The 19,963-nt window shown below is 65.8% G+C and carries 16 protein-coding genes; 6 read left to right on the top strand and 10 right to left on the bottom strand.

The features are described from left to right. Positions 1-684: a peptide-methionine (S)-S-oxide reductase MsrA gene (gene msrA, locus IFT58_RS06070; protein WP_192080839.1), complete on the top strand. Its 684-nt coding sequence runs from the start codon at positions 1-3 to the stop codon at positions 682-684. A 431-nt stretch (positions 685-1,115) separates the two neighbouring features. Here the strand turns inward: msrA and IFT58_RS06065 are convergent, their stop codons facing one another. From IFT58_RS06065 to ahpC, 5 genes are all read right to left on the bottom strand, one after another. Then, on the bottom strand, positions 1,116-2,075 hold the full coding sequence (locus IFT58_RS06065; RefSeq protein WP_192094192.1) for a transaldolase: 960 nt from the start codon (positions 2,073-2,075) through the stop codon (positions 1,116-1,118). A 55-nt stretch (positions 2,076-2,130) separates the two neighbouring features. Further along, positions 2,131-2,535, bottom strand: coding sequence for a nucleoside diphosphate kinase regulator (rnk, locus tag IFT58_RS06060; protein WP_192080841.1), 405 nt, complete (start codon positions 2,533-2,535; stop codon positions 2,131-2,133). Between the two features lie 129 nt (positions 2,536-2,664). Then, positions 2,665-3,630 carry a LysR substrate-binding domain-containing protein gene (locus IFT58_RS06055; RefSeq protein ID WP_192094191.1) on the bottom strand — a complete coding sequence of 322 codons (966 nt, stop codon included), beginning with the start codon at positions 3,628-3,630 and terminating at the stop codon, positions 2,665-2,667. A gap of 84 nt (positions 3,631-3,714) precedes the next feature. Next, positions 3,715-5,307, bottom strand: coding sequence for an alkyl hydroperoxide reductase subunit F (gene ahpF, locus IFT58_RS06050; RefSeq protein ID WP_192094190.1), 1,593 nt, complete (start codon positions 5,305-5,307; stop codon positions 3,715-3,717). Between the two features lie 177 nt (positions 5,308-5,484). Then, positions 5,485-6,048, bottom strand: coding sequence for an alkyl hydroperoxide reductase subunit C (ahpC, locus tag IFT58_RS06045; protein ID WP_188325009.1), 564 nt, complete (start codon positions 6,046-6,048; stop codon positions 5,485-5,487). A 347-nt stretch (positions 6,049-6,395) separates the two neighbouring features. Here ahpC and prmC point away from each other — a divergent pair, with 347 nt between their 5' ends. Together prmC and pip are read left to right on the top strand one after the other, a co-directional pair. Then, complete coding sequence (gene prmC, locus IFT58_RS06040) at positions 6,396-7,247, top strand: peptide chain release factor N(5)-glutamine methyltransferase (protein WP_192094189.1); 852 nt, start codon at positions 6,396-6,398, stop codon at positions 7,245-7,247. A 49-nt stretch (positions 7,248-7,296) separates the two neighbouring features. Further along, positions 7,297-8,238: a prolyl aminopeptidase gene (gene pip, locus IFT58_RS06035; RefSeq protein ID WP_192080845.1), complete on the top strand. Its 942-nt coding sequence runs from the start codon at positions 7,297-7,299 to the stop codon at positions 8,236-8,238. Positions 8,239-8,340: 102 nt separating this feature from the next. On the opposite strand, the gene IFT58_RS06030 is transcribed toward pip, so the two are convergent. After that, positions 8,341-9,225 (bottom strand): LysR family transcriptional regulator, encoded by an 885-nt coding sequence (locus tag IFT58_RS06030; protein ID WP_192080846.1) that lies wholly within the window; start codon positions 9,223-9,225, stop codon positions 8,341-8,343. 108 nt (positions 9,226-9,333) lie between these two features. Between IFT58_RS06030 and IFT58_RS06025 the strand changes: the two genes are divergently transcribed. Next, positions 9,334-10,725: an MFS transporter gene (locus IFT58_RS06025; protein WP_192094188.1), complete on the top strand. Its 1,392-nt coding sequence runs from the start codon at positions 9,334-9,336 to the stop codon at positions 10,723-10,725. Between the two features lie 94 nt (positions 10,726-10,819). Here IFT58_RS06025 and IFT58_RS06020 read toward each other — a convergent pair whose 3' ends face one another. From IFT58_RS06020 to IFT58_RS06005, 4 genes are read right to left on the bottom strand one after another with little or no spacing between them, the layout of a single operon-like run. Then, positions 10,820-11,611, bottom strand: coding sequence for an N-formylglutamate amidohydrolase (locus IFT58_RS06020; protein ID WP_192094187.1), 792 nt, complete (start codon positions 11,609-11,611; stop codon positions 10,820-10,822). Further along, positions 11,604-12,158, bottom strand: a complete 555-nt coding sequence (locus IFT58_RS06015; RefSeq protein ID WP_192094186.1) for an NUDIX hydrolase — start codon at positions 12,156-12,158, stop codon at positions 11,604-11,606. The genes IFT58_RS06020 and IFT58_RS06015 overlap by 8 nt, the downstream gene beginning before the upstream one ends. Beyond that, the gene (locus IFT58_RS06010) at positions 12,155-13,120 is read right to left on the bottom strand and encodes a 5'-3' exonuclease H3TH domain-containing protein (protein ID WP_192094411.1); all 966 of its coding nucleotides are present in this window, start codon (positions 13,118-13,120) and stop codon (positions 12,155-12,157) included. Before IFT58_RS06010 ends, IFT58_RS06015 begins: the two co-directional genes overlap by 4 nt. A gap of 26 nt (positions 13,121-13,146) precedes the next feature. Continuing rightward, entirely contained in the window at positions 13,147-13,728 is a 582-nt protein-coding gene (locus IFT58_RS06005) for a nitroreductase (RefSeq protein ID WP_192080850.1), read from the bottom strand. Between the two features lie 517 nt (positions 13,729-14,245). On the opposite strand from IFT58_RS06005, the gene IFT58_RS06000 reads away from it, so the two are divergent. Together IFT58_RS06000 and IFT58_RS05995 are read left to right on the top strand one after the other, a co-directional pair. Continuing rightward, on the top strand, positions 14,246-16,528 hold the full coding sequence (locus tag IFT58_RS06000) for a DUF1631 domain-containing protein (RefSeq protein ID WP_249405626.1): 2,283 nt from the start codon (positions 14,246-14,248) through the stop codon (positions 16,526-16,528). A gap of 262 nt (positions 16,529-16,790) precedes the next feature. Then, on the top strand, positions 16,791-19,963 hold a 3,173-nt coding region (locus IFT58_RS05995; protein ID WP_249405606.1), incomplete at its 3' end, for a DUF6531 domain-containing protein.

Here is a 19,963-nt window from a genome sequence, read left to right as displayed (position 1 = left end):
ATGTTGGGACTTGGCAACGGGATTCTCGGTATCGGCGCCTTCAAGCAGCGTCTGCCGCGTGCGGAAGAGGCGCTGCCCGGGCGCGATCAGCCCTTGGCACTGCAGAACAACCAGCACTTCGTGAACAGTCATCCGCTGAAGGATCGCTTCGCGGGATACGAGCGGATCCGCTTTGCCATGGGCTGCTTCTGGGGTGCCGAGCGGAAGTTCTGGACCCTGCCCGGGGTGTACAGCACCTCGGTCGGCTACGCCGGAGGGGTGACGCCGAACCCCACCTATGAGGAGGTCTGTTCGGGTCTGACCGGCCATACCGAGATCGTCGAGGTGGTGTACGACCCGAAACTGATCACCGTGGAGCAGCTGCTGCAGGTGTTCTGGGAAAGCCACGACCCCACCCAGGGCATGCGTCAGGGCAACGACACCGGCACCCAGTACCGGTCGGCCATCCACTGCCTGACCGAGGGCGAGTACGCGGCGGCGCTGGCCAGCGAAGAGGTCTATGGCGTGCATCTGAAGGAGGCCGGCTACGGCCCCATCACCACCGAGATCGTGTATCCGGCACCGGAGTACTACTACGCCGAGGACTACCACCAGCAGTACCTGGCGAAGAACCCGAACGGCTACTGCGGCATCGGCGGTACCGGGGTGAGCTGCCCGATCGGTACCGGCATCGCGGCGCCCTGACGCTTTTCAAGCCAGGGCAAAGTCAACTGCCTCAGGGCTGTGGGCTCGGCGGGCCCAGGGCGGTGCCCTGGTAGCGCCGACCCATGGTCGGCGAGCGCAGCGGGCCGTCGGCGGAAACATTTCGCCGAGCACGGCTCGGCGCTACCGATGGCAGTAACCCGTCGGGTGGAGGGAGCCCCTGAGTCAGGGGCGGCCGCGAAGCGGCGGGGTGTGGGTGCTGGTGAGACGGGGCCCACGGTTTGCGCAGCAAAGCGTGGGAGCGGCAGCGCGAATGCGATGACGTGTACCCGCGCCATGGATGGCGCGAAACGAGGCACGCAGGAGCGGCTTTTGCCGTCCCCCGACCAGCCCCACCGCCCGGCCCCAAGCAAGCAGTCTGCTTTGAGAGCCCACCGCGAGGGGGTCTTACCCGTTCGACCCGCCCGAAACAATTACAGCTCTGCGCGGATCCGCGCCCGCAGGCTTTCCAGATCCTTGGCGAACGCGTCGATGCCGGTGGCAAGCTTCTCGGTTGCCATCGGGTCGGCGGCCAGATCAGCCGCAAAGCGCGCGCTGTCGATCGGCGTGGACGTCACCGATTCGGTCGCACCGGCGACCAGCTTGCGCTCCAGCGCGCCCTGGTCGGCATCCAGCTTTTCCAACAGGTCCGGCGAGATCGTGAGGCGATCGCAGCCCGCCAGTGCTTCGATCTGCGCGGTCGAGCGGAACGAGGCGCCCATCACCACGGTCGACGAGCCACGGCGCTTGAACTCGGCATACACGCCGCGTACGAACACCACGCCCGGGTCTTCGTCGATGGTGGCCGGTGCCTGCCCATTGGCCACGTACCAGTCCAGGATGCGGCCGACGAAGGGCGAAATCAGGAACGCGCCCGCTTCACTGCAGGCCAGCGCCTGGGTCGGGTTGAAGATCAGGGTCAGGTTGCAGTCGATGCCTTCGGCCTGCAGCACGCGGGCGGCTTCGATGCCTTCCCAGGTGGCGGCGATCTTGATCAGGATCTTCCCGCGCGGCACGCCGGCGTCTGCGTACATCTGCACGAACCGACGCGCCTTGGCGATGGTCGCCTCGGTGTCATGCGACTTGTCGGCGTCCACCTCGGTGGACACGCGACCGGGCACCAGGGTGCTCAACAGCGTACCCACGCCCACCGTCAGCCGATCAGCGACGGCGTCGACGACCGCATCGCGTTCGCCGCTCTGCTGCCGACCCCAGTTGAGCGCATCTTCGATCAACGTCGCATAGACCGGCAGGTCCAGCGCCTTCTTCACCAGGGTGGGATTGGTCGTGCAATCCACTGGCCGCAGCTTCTTGATGGCCTCGTAGTCGCCGGTGTCGGCCACCACCACAGACAGTTCGCGCAGCTGGGAAAGTTTGGACGGGGGGGTGCTCATTGCAGCTCCATCGTTGCGGGCGCGCGTGGGGCGCGGCCAAAGGGTCTGGGATTCTTCAGGGCTTGTCGTTGTGGACAGCGGTGACACGCAGCTTCAACTTGCGACCACCGGGGGCATCCCACTCGATGCGCTGGCCGATCGCCAGTCCCAGCAGCGCCGTGCCAACGGGCGCCAGCACGGAGACCTTGTGCTCATCGACATTGGCTTCGCGGGGGTACACCAGGGTCAGTACGTGGGTATCGCCGGAGGTTTCATCTTCGCACTCTACCCGCGAATGCATCATGACGATGCCTTCTGGCATTTCCGCCGACGGCAGCACGTTGGCGCGGGTGAGCTCTTCTGAAAGCGCTGCGGCAGTGGGCAGTGCACTCGCCGCAGGCGAGTCCAGCAAGGCCTCCAGCCGGGCTAGATCGTGGGAAGAAACGGTGATGGATGGCGGCAGGCCGCTGGCGGTGGTCATGCAGTACTCCTGGAAAGGGACCATACAAAAGGCGGCACCGGATGGCGCCGCCTCGTTCTATTGTGGGGACAAACGGGGCGGGAATCGACCCGTTGACTGCTTCCAGGGATTTCGCTGTTCCGCTGCGGCTCAGACCAGCCGCGCCGGCGCGGTGCGATCGACGCCGCGTGGCGGAGGCGGCGCCCCGTCCTCCAGCGCGAACAGCGATGCGGGCAGGTGTTTGAACTGATCCGCCAACTGCAGCAGGAACCCACTCATCGCCGAGCTGCGCCGCCACGCCATGGCGATGCGGCGGCTGGGCGGATTGTCACCGATCAGGTCCAGCAGGCGGATGTTGTCCGATCGCGGTACCGGTGGCTTGACCGACAGCGTCGGCAGCAGGGTGATGCCCACATCCGCGGCGACCATCTGCCGCAGCGTCTCCAGGCTGGTGGCGCGGAACTCCGATTTTTCGTTTGCGCCGAACAGCCGGCAGACTTCCAGCGCCTGATCGCGCAGGCAGTGCCCGTCTTCAAGCAGCAGCAGGCGCTGGGCCGACAGTTCCTGCACGTCCAGCCGCTTGCGCCCCGCCAGTGGATGCTGGGCGGACACCGCCAGCAGGAACGGTTCTTCGAACAGGAACTCGGTATGCAGCTGATCGTCCAGCACCGGCAACGCCAGCAGTGCTGCATCCAGTTTGCCTTCGCGCAGTCGGGCCAGCAGGACATCGCTTTTCTCTTCCACCAGCAACAGCTCAAGCTGTGGAAAGCGCTCGCGGATACGAGGGATGACATGCGGCAGCAGGTACGGACCGAGCGTAGGGAAGATGCCCAGCCGCACTGCACCGGCCTCCGGGTCGCGGCTGCGACGCGCGGCCTCCTTCATCTGCTCTACTTCGGCCACGATCACGCGTGCGCGCGCTGCCGCGTCGTGGCCGGCGGGTGTCAGCATCACTTTGCGGGGAGCGCGCTCCACCAGCGACACCCCGAGTTCGTCTTCCAGCTTGCGTATCTGGGTGGACAGCGTGGGCTGGCTGACGAAGCAGGCCGCCGCGGCCTTGCCGAAGTGACGATGCTCCGCCAGCGCCACCAGGTATTTCAGATCACGTAGGTTCATCCTGAGACCTCATTGGATAGATACCGGGTGATGGCGTGGTTGACCCAGTGGACACGTACGGTCCCGGTGGTCCGGGATCTTTTGTCAGGCAGCTTCTGCAACGGTGCTGCTGCTCTTGCTCACGGACGAGCGGATCAGATGGTCGAAGGCACTGAGTGCGGCCGTCGATCCGGCGCCCATGGCGATGATGATCTGCTTGTACGGTACGGTAGTGCAGTCTCCCGCAGCAAACACACCGGGCAAACTCGTCTGGCCCCGATCATCGATGACGATTTCGCCACGCGGTGACAAGGTGATGGCGTCGGCCAACCACTCCGTATTGGGCAGTAGTCCGATCTGCACGAAGATGCCTTCCAGCTCGACCCGGTGCGAATCGTTGCCGATGCGGTCCTTGTAGACAAGACCGGTCACTTTCTGCCCATCACCCAGCACGTCGGTGGTCTGCGCGCTGGTCAGCACGGTCACGTTGCCCAGGCTGCGCAGCTTGCGCTGCAGCACCTCGTCGGCACGCAAGGTGGTGTCGAACTCCAGCAGGGTCACGTGGGCGACCAGGCCCGCCAGATCGATCGCCGCTTCGACCCCGGAATTGCCACCGCCGACCACCGCCACACGCTTGCCCTTGAACAGCGGGCCATCGCAATGCGGGCAGTAGGCGACCCCTTTGTTGCGGTACTGGTCTTCGCCGGGGACGTTCATCTGCCGCCAGCGCGCGCCGGTGGACAGGATCACCGACTTCGACTTCAGCACGGCGCCATTTTCGAGCTGCACCTGCACCAGCCCGTCGTCGCCGGCGGCCACCAGCCCCGTCGCGCGCTGCAGGTCCATGATGTCCACGTCGTACTCGCGCACGTGCTGTTCCAGGGCCATGGCCAGCTTGGGGCCCTCGGTCTCCTTGACCGAAATGAAGTTCTCGATCGCCATGGTGTCCAGCACCTGGCCGCCGAAACGCTCAGCGGCCACGCCGGTGCGGATGCCCTTGCGCGCGGCATAGATCGCCGCGGCAGCACCGGCCGGCCCGCCGCCGACGACCAGCACATCGAATGCCTCCTTGGCGGCGATCTTCTGCGCATCGCGCTTGGCAGCACCGGTATCCAGGCGCGCCACGATCTGCTCCAGCGTCATGCGGCCCTGGTCGAACAGCTCACCGTTGAGATACACGGTGGGCACGGACATGATCTGTCGCTGCTCCACTTCGTCCTGGAACAGCGCACCGTCGATGGCCACGTGCTGCACGCGCGGGTTGAGCACGGCGGCAAGATTCAGCGCCTGCACCACATCGGGGCAGTTCTGGCAGGAGAGCGAAAAATACGTTTCGAACCTGTACTCGCCTTCCAGGTTGCGCACCGCCTCGATGACCTCGGCCGTCGCCTTGGACGGGTGGCCGCCCACCTGCAGCAGCGCCAGCACCAGCGAGGTGAACTCGTGGCCCATCGGCAGGCCGGCGAAGGTCACATGGATGTCTTCGCTCGGGCTGCCCAGGTCGAACGAGGGCACGCGGCCCTGGCCGTCGCGCAGGACGTCCAGCGAGATCTTGTCGGACAGGCTGTCCAGCGTGGTCAGCAGTTCCAGCATTTCCTGTGCCTTGGGACCGTCATCCACGCGCGCGGTGATCTGGATCGGGCGGGTGACGCGCTCCAGGTAAGTCTTCAGCTGCGACTGCAGGTTGGCATCCAACATGGTTTTCTCCTGGCTTCAGGCAAACAGGGGGCGTGGCGCCGCTGCACAAGGTAGCGGACCAGCGAGGGGTAGGGGTGAACCCAAGACGCCTGTGGAAGGGGCTGGCGGTGGCTGGCGCCGGCGTCTTGGGTTCACCCCCACGCCCGCACGGGGCGGGCATGGGAGCGAGGGGGCAGCTTAGATCTTGCCGACCAGGTCAAGCGACGGGGTCAGGGTCTTCTCGCCTTCCTTCCACTTGGCCGGGCAGACCTGGTTCGGGTTGGCGGCGGTGAACTGGGCAGCCTTCAGCTTGCGCAGGGTCTCGGACACGTCACGGGCGATCTCGTTGGAGTGGATCTCCATGGTCTTGATCACGCCTTCCGGATTGATCACGAACGTGCCACGCAGGGCCATGCCGTCTTCCGGGATGTGCACGCCAAAGGCGTTGGTCAGCTGGTGGGTCGGGTCGCCAACCAGCGGGAACTGGGCCTTGCCAACGGCCGGCGAGGTTTCGTGCCAGATCTTGTGGGCGAAGTGCGAGTCGGTGGTGACGATGTAGACCTCGGCACCGGCCTTCTGGAACTCGGCGTAATGATCCGCCGCGTCTTCGATCTCGGTCGGGCAGTTGAACGTGAAAGCAGCCGGCATGAAGATCAGGACGGACCACTGGCCCTTCAGCGTGCTGTCGGAAACCTTGATGAACTCGCCATTCAAGTAAGCGTTGGCTTCGAACGGCTGGATCTGGGTGTTGATCAGGGACATGGATATTCCTCTTGGGTGAAGGGGACTGGGTGAATCGACAGGGCCTAGATTACCGGCTCCAATTCAATAAGGACAATCCATTGATCGCATCTATTCAATAGGCTTTGACTATCAAAATGGCCCGTCGTAACGAGACTCACCCCACCGGAGCGTCGGGAAAGCCTTGTCGCACGGCGCTCCTGAGGTCCAATGCCGGTTTGTTCGATAGGTCGCGCTTATTTCAGACCCCCACCTGCAGCTGAACGCGGTGGCCCGTCACCCAGGCCATGCAGGACAGGGTGGCGCTGGGTGAGCTGATTGCGTCGCAGCCACTGGGCTAAGCTGCGCGCCCCTGCAGGTTGAGTCCGATGAGCGCGTCTTCCCCGGTTTCAGTACGTGATGTCCTTGCCGATGCCACCGCTCGGCTGTCCGGCCCGGATGCCCGGCACGAGGCGGAGCTGTTGCTGCTGCATACGCTGCAGTGCGCCCGCTCCTGGCTGTTCGCGCACGCAGCCGATGCGTTGGGTGATGTTGACCGCGCGCGGTTCAGCGCGCTGGTGGCGCGCCGCGCGGAGGGTGAGCCGGTGGCGTACCTGACCGGACGCCGTGGGTTCTGGACCTTGGATCTGGACGTTGACGGGGCGACCCTCATACCGCGTCCGGAAACCGAGCTGCTGGTCGAGCTGGCACTGGCGCGCTTGCCGTTGGACAGGCCACTGGAGGTGGCCGATCTGGGAACGGGAAGTGGCGCCATCGCCCTGGCCGTAGCCAGCGAGCGGCCGAACGCACGGGTGCTGGCGACCGACTTCAGTGAGGCGGCGTTGGCGGTGGCCGCCCGTAATGCCCAGCGCCATGCGTTGACCGCGGTGCGCTTTGCCCACGGATCCTGGCTGGTACCGCTGCAGGGCCAGCGCTTCGACCTGATCGCCAGCAACCCGCCTTACATCCGCAGCGACGATCCCCACCTGCAGCAGGGTGACCTGCGCTTCGAACCCGCCACCGCGCTGGCCTCCGGTGAAGATGGCCTGGCTGACATCCGGCTCCTCGTCGCCGGCGCCATGCAGCACCTGCACGCAGGTGGCTGGCTGCTGCTGGAACACGGCTGGGACCAGGGCGCGGCCATCCGCCTGCTGCTTCAGCAGGCAGGGTGGGACGCGGTGGAGACCGTACAGGACCTGGAGCAGCGCGACCGGGTCACGCTGGGTCGACGACCGGCCTAGAATGGAGGCTCTCCTGCCGCGCGCAGGGCACCACCATGGAGTTCCAAGCATGCGTACGCTGTACCCCGACATCGCCCCGTACGACCAGGGCACGCTGAAGGTCGATGACCGCCACACGCTTTATTTCGAACAGTGCGGCAACCCCGACGGCAAGCCGGTGGTACTGCTGCATGGCGGCCCCGGTGGCGGCTGCAGCGACAAGATGCGCCGTTTCCACGATCCGGCGAAGTACCGCATCATCCTGTTCGACCAGCGCGGCTCGGGCCGGTCCACGCCGCACGCCGATCTGGTGGACAACACCACCTGGGACCTGGTGGCGGACATCGAAAAACTGCGCGAGCACCTGTCCGTCGAGAAGTGGCAGGTGTTCGGCGGCAGCTGGGGTTCCACTCTGGCGCTGGCCTATGCGCAGACCCATCCGGACAAGGTAAGCGAGCTGGTGCTGCGCGGCATCTTCATGCTGCGTCGTTGGGAGCTGGAATGGTTCTATCAGGAAGGCGCGAACCGGCTGTTCCCGGATGCATGGGAGCACTACCTCAAGCCCATCCCCGCCGTTGAACGGCATGACCTGATCTCGGCGTTCCACCGCCGCCTGACCAGTGACGACGAAGCCACCCGGTTGGCGGCGGCCAAGGCGTGGAGCGTGTGGGAGGGTGCGACCAGCTTCCTCCACGTGGACGACGACTTCGTCAACAGCCACGAAGATCCGCAGTTCGCGCTGGCCTTCGCGCGCATCGAAAACCACTACTTCGTCAACGGTGGCTTCTTCGAGGTGGAAGACCAGCTGCTGCGCGATGCGCATCGCATTGCCGACATCCCGGGCGTGATCGTGCATGGCCGCTATGACGTGGTGTGCCCGCTGGCCAATGCCTGGGACCTGACCAAGGTGTGGCCGAAGGCCAAGCTGGAAATCACCCCGGCATCGGGGCACTCGGCGTTTGAAGCCGAGAACGTGGACGCGCTGGTGCGGGCAACGGATTCGTTCGCCTGAGCCAGCCGCGGTAGTGACGGCCGCTGGCCGTCAACGGATGCGGGTGAACCTGCATCCGGTTGGGTGACGGCACCTCGTCGTCACCCACCGGCCGTTCCCGTGTCACCACTCGCCGGCCAACAACGCATCAGCCAGCACCTTCAGCTTCGGTGACGCCTGCCGCGACGGCGGGTAGACCAGCGACAGCGCACGGCTGCGTCCTTCAAAGGGTTGCAGCACGCGCTGCAGCGTGCCGGCCGCCAAGGCATCGGCCACCGCGAAATCCATCACCTGCACGATACCCACACCGGCCACTGCCGCTTCCACCAGCGGGTCGCCGCTGTCGAACACCATCCGCGCCGGGGCGGTGAATTCGCGCAGCCGGCCGTCTTCGCGGAATTGCCAGTCGACCAGCCGTCCGCTGCGCAGGTTGCGCACGGCCAGGCACACGTGGTCATGCAGCGCATCGACGGTGGCGGGTGCGCCGTGCCGGGCCAGGTAACCGGGCGCGGCCACCGTGACCCAGTGCAGTGGACGCAGGGGGCGCGCGACCATGCGCACATCGCTGATCGGCCCGGTGCGCAGTGCGGCATCGAAGCCCTCGTCCACCAGATCGACCAGTCGATCGTTGAGCACCAGCTCGAACTGCAGCAGCGGATGCTCGGCCATCAGCCTGCCGGCCAGCGGCACCAGCACCTTGCGACCGAACATCGACGGCGCGGTGAGCTTGAGGATGCCGGAGGGCGTGCAGGGGCGGTCCCCCAAACGCCGCTCAGCGTCTTCCAGACCGGACAACAATGGCGTGCAATGTTCGACGAACTGACGGCCATCCGGGGTCAGGCTGACGTTGCGCGTGTTGCGGTTGAGCAGGCGCACGCCGAGCTCCGTCTCCAGCCGCCCGATCGCACGCGACAGCCCGGACTGACTGATGCCCAGCTGCCCCGCCGCCACGGTGAAGCTGCGGGCGTCGGCGACCTGCACCAGCATGCGCACGGCGTTGAGATCCATCGCTGACCTTTGATTGATGTCTGTATGCATTACAGAAATCGAAGTATCGGGGTTTCTTTGTCGAGCGTCATCAATGAGACTGCGCACCTTCCCGGAGTCTCCATCGGCATGAATCCACGTATCCCGCTGTTTCCGCCCCGTCTCGCGCTGACCCTGCTGGCCATGGCCCAGCTGATCATCGCCTTGGACGCCACCATCATCTTCGTGGCCCTGCATGAGATGGGCATCCAGCTGGACATCAATGCGCAGCAGTTGCAGTGGATCGTCAGTGCCTACACCGTGGCGTTTGGCGGCTGCCTGTTGCTGGGAGGGCGGGCGGCGGATCTGCTGGGGCGTCGCCGCCTGTATCGCATCGGCATGGCGCTGTTCGCACTGGCCTCACTGGTCGGTGGGCTGAGCAGCAGCGCAGGCATGTTGATCGCGGCCCGCGCGGTGCAGGGCATCGGTGCGGCCCTGCTGTTCCCGGCCACGCTTTCACTGATCAACACGATCTACGCCGAGGGCGCGGCGCGCAACCGGGCGCTGGCGATCTGGAGCATGGCCAGCGCGGCGGGGCTGGCCCTGGGCACGTTGCTCGGGGGGGTGCTGACGCAGTTCTTTGGCTGGTCATCGGTGCTGCTGGTGATCGTGCCCGTCGCCGCGGCGTGCGCCGGGTTGGCGGGACGCTGGTTGCCGCAGGATGCGGCGGTGCCCTCGGGTCGCTCCTTCGACCTGGCCGGCTGCGCGACGGTGACCTTGGGCGGCAGCCTGCTGGTGACCACGCTGGTGCAGGGGCCCGAGTGGGGCTGGACGGCGCCGCTGACGCTTGCCTGCCTGCTGCTGTCGGTCGCCCTGCTGTGGGTCTTCGTGCAGATCGAGAAGCGCAGCCGCGATCCGTTGATGCAGTTCGCGCTGCTGCGGCTGCGCACCCTGCGTGCGGCCATGCTGCTCACGATGTTGTTCATGAGCAGCTTCGGCGTGCAGTACTACTTCCTTGCGTTGTACTTCCAGGATGGCTACGGCTGGTCACCGCTGCAGGCCGGGTTGGCGTTCCTGCTGCCCACGCTGGTATGCACCTACGGCATCAGCGTGGCCGAACGCATGCTCAGCCGACGCTCACCGCGGCAGGTGCTCGCGCTTGGCATGGGCGCTGGCGCGCTCGGCATCGCCGGCGTGGCGCTGGCCTTGCCGCATGGCCAGACCTACTGGGCACTGCTGCCGGGCATCGTGGTGCTCAGCCTGGGCCAAGGCATGACCTGGACGGCGATGTGGATTGTCGCGGGGCAGGGTGTGCCGGCCGCGCAGCAGGGCGTTGCCTCGGGCATGGCGGCGACGGCGCAGCAGATCGGGGGCGCGCTGGGGCTGGCGGTGCTGGTGATGGTGGCCAACGCCGGCCGCACCGCTGGTGCCGCCGGTTCAAGTGTGGAGGCGCTGCAGGGCTTGATCAGTGCGCAGTACGGTGCAGCGCTGTTCGCGCTGCTGGGCGTGGCGGTGGCGTTGTGGCTGCGTCCGTCGCGATGACGGGATGATGGACGTGGGCCGTCATGGGACCCGCGGCTGACGGCCAGCGGCCGTCACTACCAAGGCCCCTGGCCGTCGTTGCCGAGGCATTGGATCAGCCGAGCAGTACCGGCTGCAGCGCGGTGAAAATGCGCGCCAGCCTGTCCGCCCATGCCTGCTGGCCGGTGGTATCGGCGATAAGGTCCTGGCGGATTTCCAGTTCCACGTGCAGCAGGCCCCGGCCTTCGCCATGCACAGGCACGGCGTAGTCGCTGGTGCTGCTCACCGCGTACGGCTGGTTGTCACCGACCACCAGGTCGTCCTCGTCGCGCAGCGCGTGCAACAGCGCATCGGCCATGCGCGTATCGCGGTGGTACAGCACGCCGGCATGCCATGGCCGCTCCACGCCGTTCATCCTGGGGGTGAAGCTGTGCATCATCACCAGCAGGGTCGGGCGCGATGCGGCGCGCCGCGCGTCCAGCTCGTCGTCGATGCGCGCATGGTATGGCGTGTGGATGGCATCGATGCGTTGTTGCCGCTCGGCGGCATACAGGGCCGCATTGCCCGGAACCACCGTGTGATCGCTGGTTTCAGGCATCAGCGTGGGAGACGCCAGCGGGCGGTTGCAGTCGATCACCAGCCGCGAATACGTCTGTTCGATGGCCCAGGCATCCAGCCGTTCGGACAGCGCACGGGTGGTGCCGGCGATGCCGATGTCCCAGCCGATGTGCCGGTCCAGCTCGGCCTGCGGCAGGCCCAGTGCACGTAATGCGTGCGGCACGCACTGGCCGGCGTGGTCGGCCAACAGCACGTACGGCGAGGTGCCCTGCGGGCGGTGGATGGCGAACACCGGCGGGTCGCCCGCGCCCAGCAGGAACGGCGCTTGGCGCAGATCGGCATCAGCCACGCGGGGTGCCATCCAGATGATGGTCGATCATCCACAGGCCCGCCCACAGCTTGGCATCCAGCTCGTAGCCTTCGCCGATCTTCTGCACCAGCCAGGCAGCGGCGTTGGCGCGTGGGATCTCATGCACGGTGATGTCCTCGCTGTCATCGCCGCCGCCGACACCCACCCGGCTCAGGCCGGTAGCGCGTACGAAGGCGATCTTCTCGCTGCTCGCGCCGGACGACGTCGGCCCGATCATCAGCACCTCGGCGTGCTCGGCCGTCCAACCGGTTTCTTCTTCCAGCTCGCGCACGGCGGACAGTTCAATGGATTCACCTGCATCGATGTCACCGACCAGGCCGGCCGGCATTTCGATCGTCCTGGCTTGCAGAGGCACGCGGAACTGCTCGACGAACAGCACCGTGTCCTGCGGGGTGACCGCGATGATGATCGCAGCCAGGCCACCGGCGTGGGTACGCTCGCTGTATTCCCAAGTGCCGCGCACGACCATGCGCTGGTACTTGCCTTCGAAGACGACGCGAGGGGCTTCGGTGTTGCGCTGGCTCATGCGAACTCGCTCGATGTGGGATAAGGGGCTGGCGCGCTGGCGTCGCCGAGGCCGGCCACGGCGAACAGCCGCCGGCGGGTCAAGGGGCCGAAGCGCAGCGTGCTGCACAGGCCGTCAAGCAGCTGTGGATCCACCTCGTCGCGCAACAGGCCGCTGACCGTGCCGTCCAGTGGTGCATCCAGTGCGATGGTGGTCAGCTGCCGCCACAGCAGGGCGTGCTCGCGCTGCTCGCGCAGTCGCACCGCCATCTGGGCCGCGCCACGCAAACGCAGGAACGGCACTTCGTCCAGTCGCTCGTACAAGGCGTCCAGGCTGCCGAAGTGGGCCAGCAGCACGGCGGCGGACTTGCTGCCCACGCCGGTGATGCCGGGAATGTTGTCGACCGCATCACCGCACAGCGCAAGGTAATCGGCGACCTGGTGCGCATGCACGCCCAGTCGGCCTTTGACGCCGTGCATGTCCCAGCGGACGTTGCGGGCGAAATCCCATTGCTCGTCCTGCTCCAGCAACAGCTGCGACAGGTCTTTGTCTGCGGAGATGATCAACCCGTGGTGGGTGCTGCGATGGGCGTGCAGGGCGCTGCCGATCAGGTCGTCGGCTTCGTAATCATGGTGCGCCATCACCGGCAGGCCGAGGGCCGCGCACAGGGCCTTGCAGTGGACGAACTGCCGGCGCAGGGCTTCCGGGGCCGGATCGCGGTTGGCCTTGTAGGCGGGATACAGCCGGTTGCGGTAGCCGTTGTCCAGCGCTTCGTCGAAGGCGATGGCGATGTGCCTGGGGCGCTGCCGCTCCAGCAGGTCCAGCAGGAAGCGCGCAAAACCGTGCACGGCGTTGGTGGGCCAGCCCTGCGCATCCTGGAACTCGTCCGGCATCGAATGCCAGGCGCGGAAGACGTAGATGCTGGCATCCACCAGATACAACGGCGCGCGCGGCCGCTGAGCTGTTGGCGTGCTCGACGGCAGCGGGTCATCGACCCGCTCGACAGCGCTCACGCCGTGCCCGTCCACTGCTGCAGCAGGGCCTGCGGATCGGGCCGGTCGCGTTCGGGGATCTCGGTTTTCGGGGTGCCGATATGGATGAAACCGGCGATCCCTTCTTCCTCGGTCAGTCCGAGATGGGCGTGCACGGCTGCGTCGAAGGCCATCCAGCCGGTCAGCCACTGGGCGCCGAAGCCCAGTGCCTGTGCGGCCTGCAGCAGGGCGAAGCAGACACAGCCGACCGTCATCAGCTGCTCCTCGGCCGGCACCTTTGCATCCGGGCGGATACGGCTGACGACGGTGATGACCAGCGGGGCATGGTTGAACCGTTGGCGGTCCTTCTCCAGCTGCGCGGACGACACCTGCGGGTCACGTTGCTGCGCACGTTCTACAAGGAATTCGCCCAGCGCCGCGCGTGCGTCGCCGTCGATCTGCAGGAAGCGGAAGGGCACGCGCTTGCCGTGGTCGGGCACACGGACGGCCGATTCGAGCATGCGCAGCACCGTGGCGGCGTCCGGGCCAGGCTCGCCCAGCTGGCGCGAAGGCACCGAACGGCGTGCATCGAGGGCGGTCAGGGCAGCAGAATCGGACATGCGGGGGCCAGTCAGTAAAGCGGAACCCTGAGTATAGCGACGTCATCTGGCGGGGCCGGGAAGGCAGTCAGCTACGGGCAAGGGTAGGGGGCGCCACCCCCGTGTGAACGGAGCCCGGAACCTGTGCTCCCAGTGCCTCGCGGCTTAATCATTCATCACAGGTCGCCGGGTATAGTGGCCTGCGTCAGTCGGCCCGTGCCGGCCTCCCCTTCCCAGTGACAGAATGTGATGTCCATCAGGCTCCATTTTCCCCGTGCCTGCGCCATGGCGCTCGCGCTGCAGCCCCTGCACCGCTTACGATACGTATGTTGTGAGTTGCCCGGTCGTGGGGTTTGGAAGTGAGGACTGATTCACTGTCTGCGGCGGGGCGGACGACGTACCATCGAGCAGTTGACGCCGGGGAGGCGTCAGCTGTCATGTCATCGCTGCAGCATCCAGTTTCGCCGAAGGTGGGGAGCCTTCACGCATGGTGACGCCCAGTCCGATGGGAACGCCGGGACGCGACGTGACCCAGCTCATGCTGGTGCGCGAAGCGACCCTGCCCGCGCTATCGCTTGCATTCACGACCGTGCTCGCACGGTTCGACGACGTGCTGTTCGACCGTGCCGCAACGGCCGGCTCCTCGCAGCTGTTGTTCCTGGATGGCATGCGCGAGCTGCGCCGACGGCGCGACGATATCGGCAATGGCTTCATCGCCCATCTGGAACGCAGCTGGGATGCCTTTGCTGCCGGTACACCGTTGTCGGCCGAGGTGACCTTGTCCGGGCAAGGCGACGAAGTGCTGAGCCTGGTGGGTGAGCATGAACTTGAATCGCGCTTGGCGGCGCGGCAGTTCGCGACCATCCTGTTGCGCGATTTCAAATCCGTGCTGGGCCGCCTTGATCGGCGGCTGGGTTTCATCGGCGGCGGTCTGGAGCTGGATGCGGATACCAATCCGATTAGCCCCGAACATCTGGGCGTTGCGGTGCACGAGGCGTTCGCCGACTGCGAGCTGGCTCCGGAAGTCCGCCTGGTCCTGATCAAGTTGTGCGAGCGCGATCTGCACGGCCCGGTGGGCAAGATCTACGAAAAGGTGGACGACCATCTGGTCAAGGCGGGGGTGATGCCGAACATGGCAACGCCACGCCGGCAGCCACAGCCGCCGCCGCGCCCGCAGCATGCCGCTGCCGCGCAAGGCATGCTGGATGACTTGGTGGAACACCGCCAGGCACCGGGCGCGGACGCCTATGAAGGGCAGGATGATGGCCAGGCCGCACCGGCGTGGGCGCAACGGTTCACGGACCGCTGGGCGCAGCAGCGCGGTTCGCTGCAGGGCATGCCGGGTGACGGTGAAAGTGGACCCTCGGGGCAGGGCGGCGAACAAGGCATGCTGCTGGATGCGTTGCATGAGTTGCTGCGCCAGACCCGCCACGTACGCGAGGACGCTACGTCCGCCGCACAGGTAGCGGTGGGGCAGCAGCGTCCGTTGAGCCAGCGCGAAATGATGTCGGTGCTCTCGCTGCTGCAGGCCACGCCCAGCGCCACCTTGCGCGCAGCCATCGGCGAAGACGGCGAGTCACTGGCGCAACGGTTGAAGAGCGAAGTGCTGTCCAACGCGACCCAGCTGGGCATGGACCCCAGCCAGGCCCGGTTGGACCCGCAGGACGAAGATGCGATCGATCTGGTCGGCATGCTGTTCGACGTCATGCTGGACGAACGTGAGTTGGAAGGCCGCTCACGCGAGCTGATCGGTCGCCTAGTGGTGCCGTTCGTGAAGGTCGCGATGCTGGACCGGCGCATGTTCGTGCAGAAGACCCACCCCGCGCGCAAGCTGCTCAACTCGCTGGCCGAGGCCTGCGAAGGCAATACCGGCGAAAGCCAGGCCGAGCGCGTGTTGATGGGCAAGGTCGAAGAGATCATTGAACGACTGGTCGCCGAGTTCAACGAGAACCTGGCGATCTTCCTCACCCTGGAAGAAGAATTCCGCGACTTCCTGGCCCAACACCGTCGGCGTATCGAGATCGCCGAGCGTCGTGCGGCGGAGACGCAGCGTGGCCAGGAGAAACTCGAACTGGCCCGTGCACGCTCCAGCGCCGAGCTGGATCGGCGCATCGCCGACGCGACGCTGCCGCAGGCGATCGCCGAGTTCCTGCGCCAGCCGTGGCAGCATCATCTGACCCTGGCGCTGCTGCGCGAGGGCGACGATGGGGCATCGGTGGCCGAAGCCCTGGCGCTGGCCGATGGGTTGCTGGATGAAGTCGCCGAGGCGCGGCGCAAGATCGTCGGCAAGCCGTGGTTGCAGGCTTGGCAACCGGCACTGGGGCGGGTGTTCACCAGCGTCGGCGTGCACGGTGACGGCGCGGCACGCGCGATCGATGCGCTGCATGACACGCTACAGAGCATCGCCGAGTCGCGTCCCGAGCTGGAGCGCGCGCTGCCGGATCTGCCGCAGGGCATGCTGCCGCCGCCGCCGCCCACCGACCCCACCTCTGCGGAAGTGACCGCATCGGTGGATGACGACAACTTCGACAATGCCGACGCCGATCGTTTCCGTCGCATGGAGATCGGTATCTGGCTGGACTTCATCGACAAGGACGGCAAGCTGCAGGCCGGCAAGCTGTCGTGGATCAGCCCGATCTCCCAGCGGCTGCTGTTCGTCAACCGCCGCGGCGTCCGCTTCTGCGTCGCCTCCCCGGAAGAACTGGCCGTCATGGTGCGCCTCGGCCGCCTGCGCCCGCACGTAGACAACGGCGCGTTCGACAGCGCCATGCAAGGCGTGATCGACCGCCTGGATCCTCACGGAAGCACCACCGTCCACTGATTGATTGGGTAGCGCCGAAGGCGGCGGCAGGAGCCCGCTGCCAACGTCGCTCGCGACGGCCTGCAGGGTGCCGATCAGGACGACCGGCATAGCCATGCTCGGCGGGCGCAGCCGCGTCAGCCGACACCCGGCTGTCTCAAACCTGCAATGAGCTAAACGAGACGCCGGGCACAAACATTCACCTCCTATCTGGGTTCTGATGGCGCGCGGCCTGCTGCGTTGGTTGCGGCTGACACCACGTTCTCAACGGATGGAGACAAGGATGTTGACGTTTTCAATGGCAGTCCCGCGCATGTGCGCGGCCACTGTGTTTATGCTCATTCTGGCGCCTGGGCTGGCCAGCGCGCAGGAAGTCACCAAGGGCTGGCACACCTACGCCAGTAGCGGGCAACCCCTGCAAACCGAGAAGGCTGCCCAACGCAGCATCGAGGCAACATTCGACATGTATCAGCAGTTCGGTGCCTTCTCTTGGGAAGTGCGCGAGCAGACTGTTCTGAGCGATAAAACGATCTATGCATACCGGGTAAAGCCGCAGCCCATCAACCGGTCGCCCTGGGTGTATCGATCAGGGCAGCAGGATTTTGATAGCGAAGATCAGCTCCTGGCTTACCTCGGCGCCGCAAGCGACGCCCAGTGCCCAGCGGCCTATGTCTCACCGCCAGCTTGGACGCGCCTCTCTGGTACAAGCGATGGCGACGAGGTAAACAACACGATCGAAGATACCGAGTTCGAGACCATCCTGTATTTCAGGGGTACTGACGGTGTCTGCACCAGCATGGCAGGAGGCGCGTACGCGCAGCGACTGCGCACCGTAGCCTGTCCGAACGCAGGCTTCCTAGCCTGGAACTCAGAGCAGGCGGCATGTGGCATGCCCGCGGCTTTCGAACAAGCCGCAGCAATGATGCTTTCCTACTGGAGCGGCCCGGTCACCAACGAGTGTCAGGTCGGCAACCCCTGCGATCCCACGACAGGTGACAAGTTCGAGACCGAGGAAGATCTCGCCCTCAGCTGGCTGACCTTCAATCGCTACTACCACTCTCAAAGCAGTACGGCCGGTGGTGCCTTCGGTCCGGGTTGGACGCACTCGCACAACATCCGGCTCGCAATGGGCGTGGATACGACCACGATGCCTGCCGCGACCGAACTGAAGGTCGGCCTGGTCGAGGCGGATGGCAGCCACATCGCATTCGTCAAACAGGGCACGGAGTACGAGGCCAACGATGGCAGTGGTGACCGCGTTTCACAGCAGGGCACCGACTGGACGCTCCGGCGCCGCAACGAAGTCATGGTCTTCAACGCAGCGGGCCGACTGCAATGGCGCGAGTTCGAGGACGGCACTTGGCTTCAGTACACCCACGACGCGCGCGGCCGCTTGCTGGCCATTACGCATTCAACAGGGCGACAAGTAACGCTCCAGTACGCGCTGCCCGCGGACGATACGGTCATCTCGTCCCTCTCGATCAGTGGCGCCGTCGTCGTCTCCTATCTCTATGACGGCAACGGCAAGTTGGCTTCGGCAAGCTATCCCGACAGTGGTGCGCGTACCTACCATTACGAGGACAGCCGTTTCCCGCAACACCTCACAGGCATAACGGCGGAGGATGGACAGCGATTCAGCTGGTTCGGCTATGACGAAAAGGGCCGGGTCACTTGCAGCCGGCATTCGGGCGACTGCACGCAGAGCGACGTCGGTGTGGATGGTGTCAAACTGGCCTATACCGCGACGGGCACCGTGGTGACCGATGCGCTCGGTCGGCAGTCGAACTTTGGGCTGACGGTCTCAGGCACCAGCGGTCTGCCGCGCAAGGTCAATGGCATCACCGATTCCCAGGGAAGCATCAGCCGAACTTACCTGCCGGAAACCACGGATTTCCGCAGACGCGTGCAGAGCGTCAGGGACCGTCGCGGCACGGCGACCAGCCACCTGTATGCAGACATCAATGATCCCGCTGCGGGTGCGGTGCAGAGCCACACGGTGACCGAAGCGGCGGGCCTGCCCGAGCAGCGCGTATCGACCACCCACGTGGCGGTCGGCAGCAATCGCGTCGTACTGCAGCGCGAAGCAAACCGCGAAACCCGTATTACGCGCAATGCGAGGATGCAGCCGGTCTCGATCACCGTGCAGGACCTCGTCAGCGGACAGTCGCGCGTGACCACCCTTGCCTACTGCGAGGCGGTGGGAGCCGATTGCCCGGAGATTGGCCTGCTGCGCTCCGTGGATGGGCCGCGCAGCGGCGTGGCCGACACCGTCACCTACGCGTACTACACCGCAGATGATGCCGGCTGCAGCAACGCTGGTGCGTGCACATTCCGCAAAGGCGATCTGCGCAGCACCACCAACGGTCTGGGGCACAAGCGCGACGTGCTGGCTTACGACGCGGCAGGACGGGTTCTCTCCTCGCGGGACGCGAACAATGTAATCACCGACTATCGTTACCATGCGCGAGGCTGGCCGACGCAGGTCATCGTCCGTGGCGCCACCACGGCGGCCGACCGGATCACTTCGATTGCGTACTGGCCGACCGGCCAGGTCAAGCAGGTGAACCAGCCGGACGGCAGTGCGGTCACCTACGAGTACGATGCCGCGCAGCGTCTCACCGACATCGCCGACACGTCAGGAAACACACTGCACTATGTTCTGGATAATTCAGGAAATCGCCTGCAGGAGAAGGTGCTCGACGATGCAGGTACGCTTCGCCGCACGATGGCACGGGTGTACGACACGCTGGGCCAGCTGACCGCGCTCAAGGACGCGGGCGACTACGCTACGACCTACGGCTATGACGCCAACAGCAATCCGACCCTCGTCACCGACGCCTTGCTTCGCCCCAGCACGCAGGGCTTCGACGCGCTGAATCGTCTGGCGCGCTCGCTGCAGGACGGCGCGGGTGTCGCGGCCGAGACCCTGATGCAGTACGACTCGCTGGACAACGTTACGCGCGTCACCGATCCGAAGGGACTGCATACCAACTATCAGTACAACGGCTTCGGTGACCTGCTGGTCCTTTCCAGCCCGGACACGGGGAGCGCCACAATGACCCGTGATGCCGCAGGTAACATGGCGACGCGTACCGATACGCGTGGCGTCACTGCGACCTATGGCTACGATGCGTTGAACCGCGTTACGTCCATCGCCTATCCCGACCCCATTCAAGACGTGGCGGTGCAGTACGACGTCGCACCGGCGGCATGCGCAACGACAGAGCGCTTCGCCATCGGTCGAGTTGGGCGCGTGGTTCACCCCGGTGGATCTACCCAGTATTGCCACGACCGCTTCGGTCAGGTGACCCGTAAGATCCAGACGATCAACAACGTCGCGACGACTCTGCGGTACACCTACGACAAGGCGGGACGGCTTGCCTCTGTGATCTATCCCGGTGGGGCGGTGGCCGACTACATGCGGGATGCGCAGGGCCGCGTCACCCAGGTAGGACT

This window comes from Stenotrophomonas sp. CFBP 13718, from assembly GCF_014842145.1.
In the GTDB taxonomy this organism is placed as follows: Bacteria; Pseudomonadota; Gammaproteobacteria; order Xanthomonadales; family Xanthomonadaceae; genus Stenotrophomonas.
Note: the sequence above shows the minus strand (reverse complement) of the source record. Positions and strands in the feature narration are given on the sequence as shown.

What these genes read in the sequence shown, in the direction of transcription:
- prmC (WP_192094189.1), top strand. Translation starts at nt 6,396, where the DNA reads ATGAGCGCGTCTTCCCCGGTTTCAGTACGTGATGTCCTTGCCGATGCC.
- rnk (WP_192080841.1), bottom strand. Translation starts at nt 2,535, where the DNA reads ATGACCACCGCCAGCGGCCTGCCGCCATCCATCACCGTTTCTTCCCAC.
- IFT58_RS06065 (WP_192094192.1), bottom strand. Translation starts at nt 2,075, where the DNA reads ATGAGCACCCCCCCGTCCAAACTTTCCCAGCTGCGCGAACTGTCTGTG.
- IFT58_RS06005 (WP_192080850.1), bottom strand. Translation starts at nt 13,728, where the DNA reads ATGTCCGATTCTGCTGCCCTGACCGCCCTCGATGCACGCCGTTCGGTG.
- IFT58_RS06025 (WP_192094188.1), top strand. Translation starts at nt 9,334, where the DNA reads ATGAATCCACGTATCCCGCTGTTTCCGCCCCGTCTCGCGCTGACCCTG.
- IFT58_RS06030 (WP_192080846.1), bottom strand. Translation starts at nt 9,225, where the DNA reads ATGGATCTCAACGCCGTGCGCATGCTGGTGCAGGTCGCCGACGCCCGC.
- IFT58_RS06055 (WP_192094191.1), bottom strand. Translation starts at nt 3,630, where the DNA reads ATGAACCTACGTGATCTGAAATACCTGGTGGCGCTGGCGGAGCATCGT.
- msrA (WP_192080839.1), top strand. Translation starts at nt 1, where the DNA reads ATGTTGGGACTTGGCAACGGGATTCTCGGTATCGGCGCCTTCAAGCAG.
- ahpC (WP_188325009.1), bottom strand. Translation starts at nt 6,048, where the DNA reads ATGTCCCTGATCAACACCCAGATCCAGCCGTTCGAAGCCAACGCTTAC.
- IFT58_RS06015 (WP_192094186.1), bottom strand. Translation starts at nt 12,158, where the DNA reads ATGAGCCAGCGCAACACCGAAGCCCCTCGCGTCGTCTTCGAAGGCAAG.
- IFT58_RS06000 (WP_249405626.1), top strand. Translation starts at nt 14,246, where the DNA reads ATGCTGGTGCGCGAAGCGACCCTGCCCGCGCTATCGCTTGCATTCACG.
- ahpF (WP_192094190.1), bottom strand. Translation starts at nt 5,307, where the DNA reads ATGTTGGATGCCAACCTGCAGTCGCAGCTGAAGACTTACCTGGAGCGC.
- pip (WP_192080845.1), top strand. Translation starts at nt 7,297, where the DNA reads ATGCGTACGCTGTACCCCGACATCGCCCCGTACGACCAGGGCACGCTG.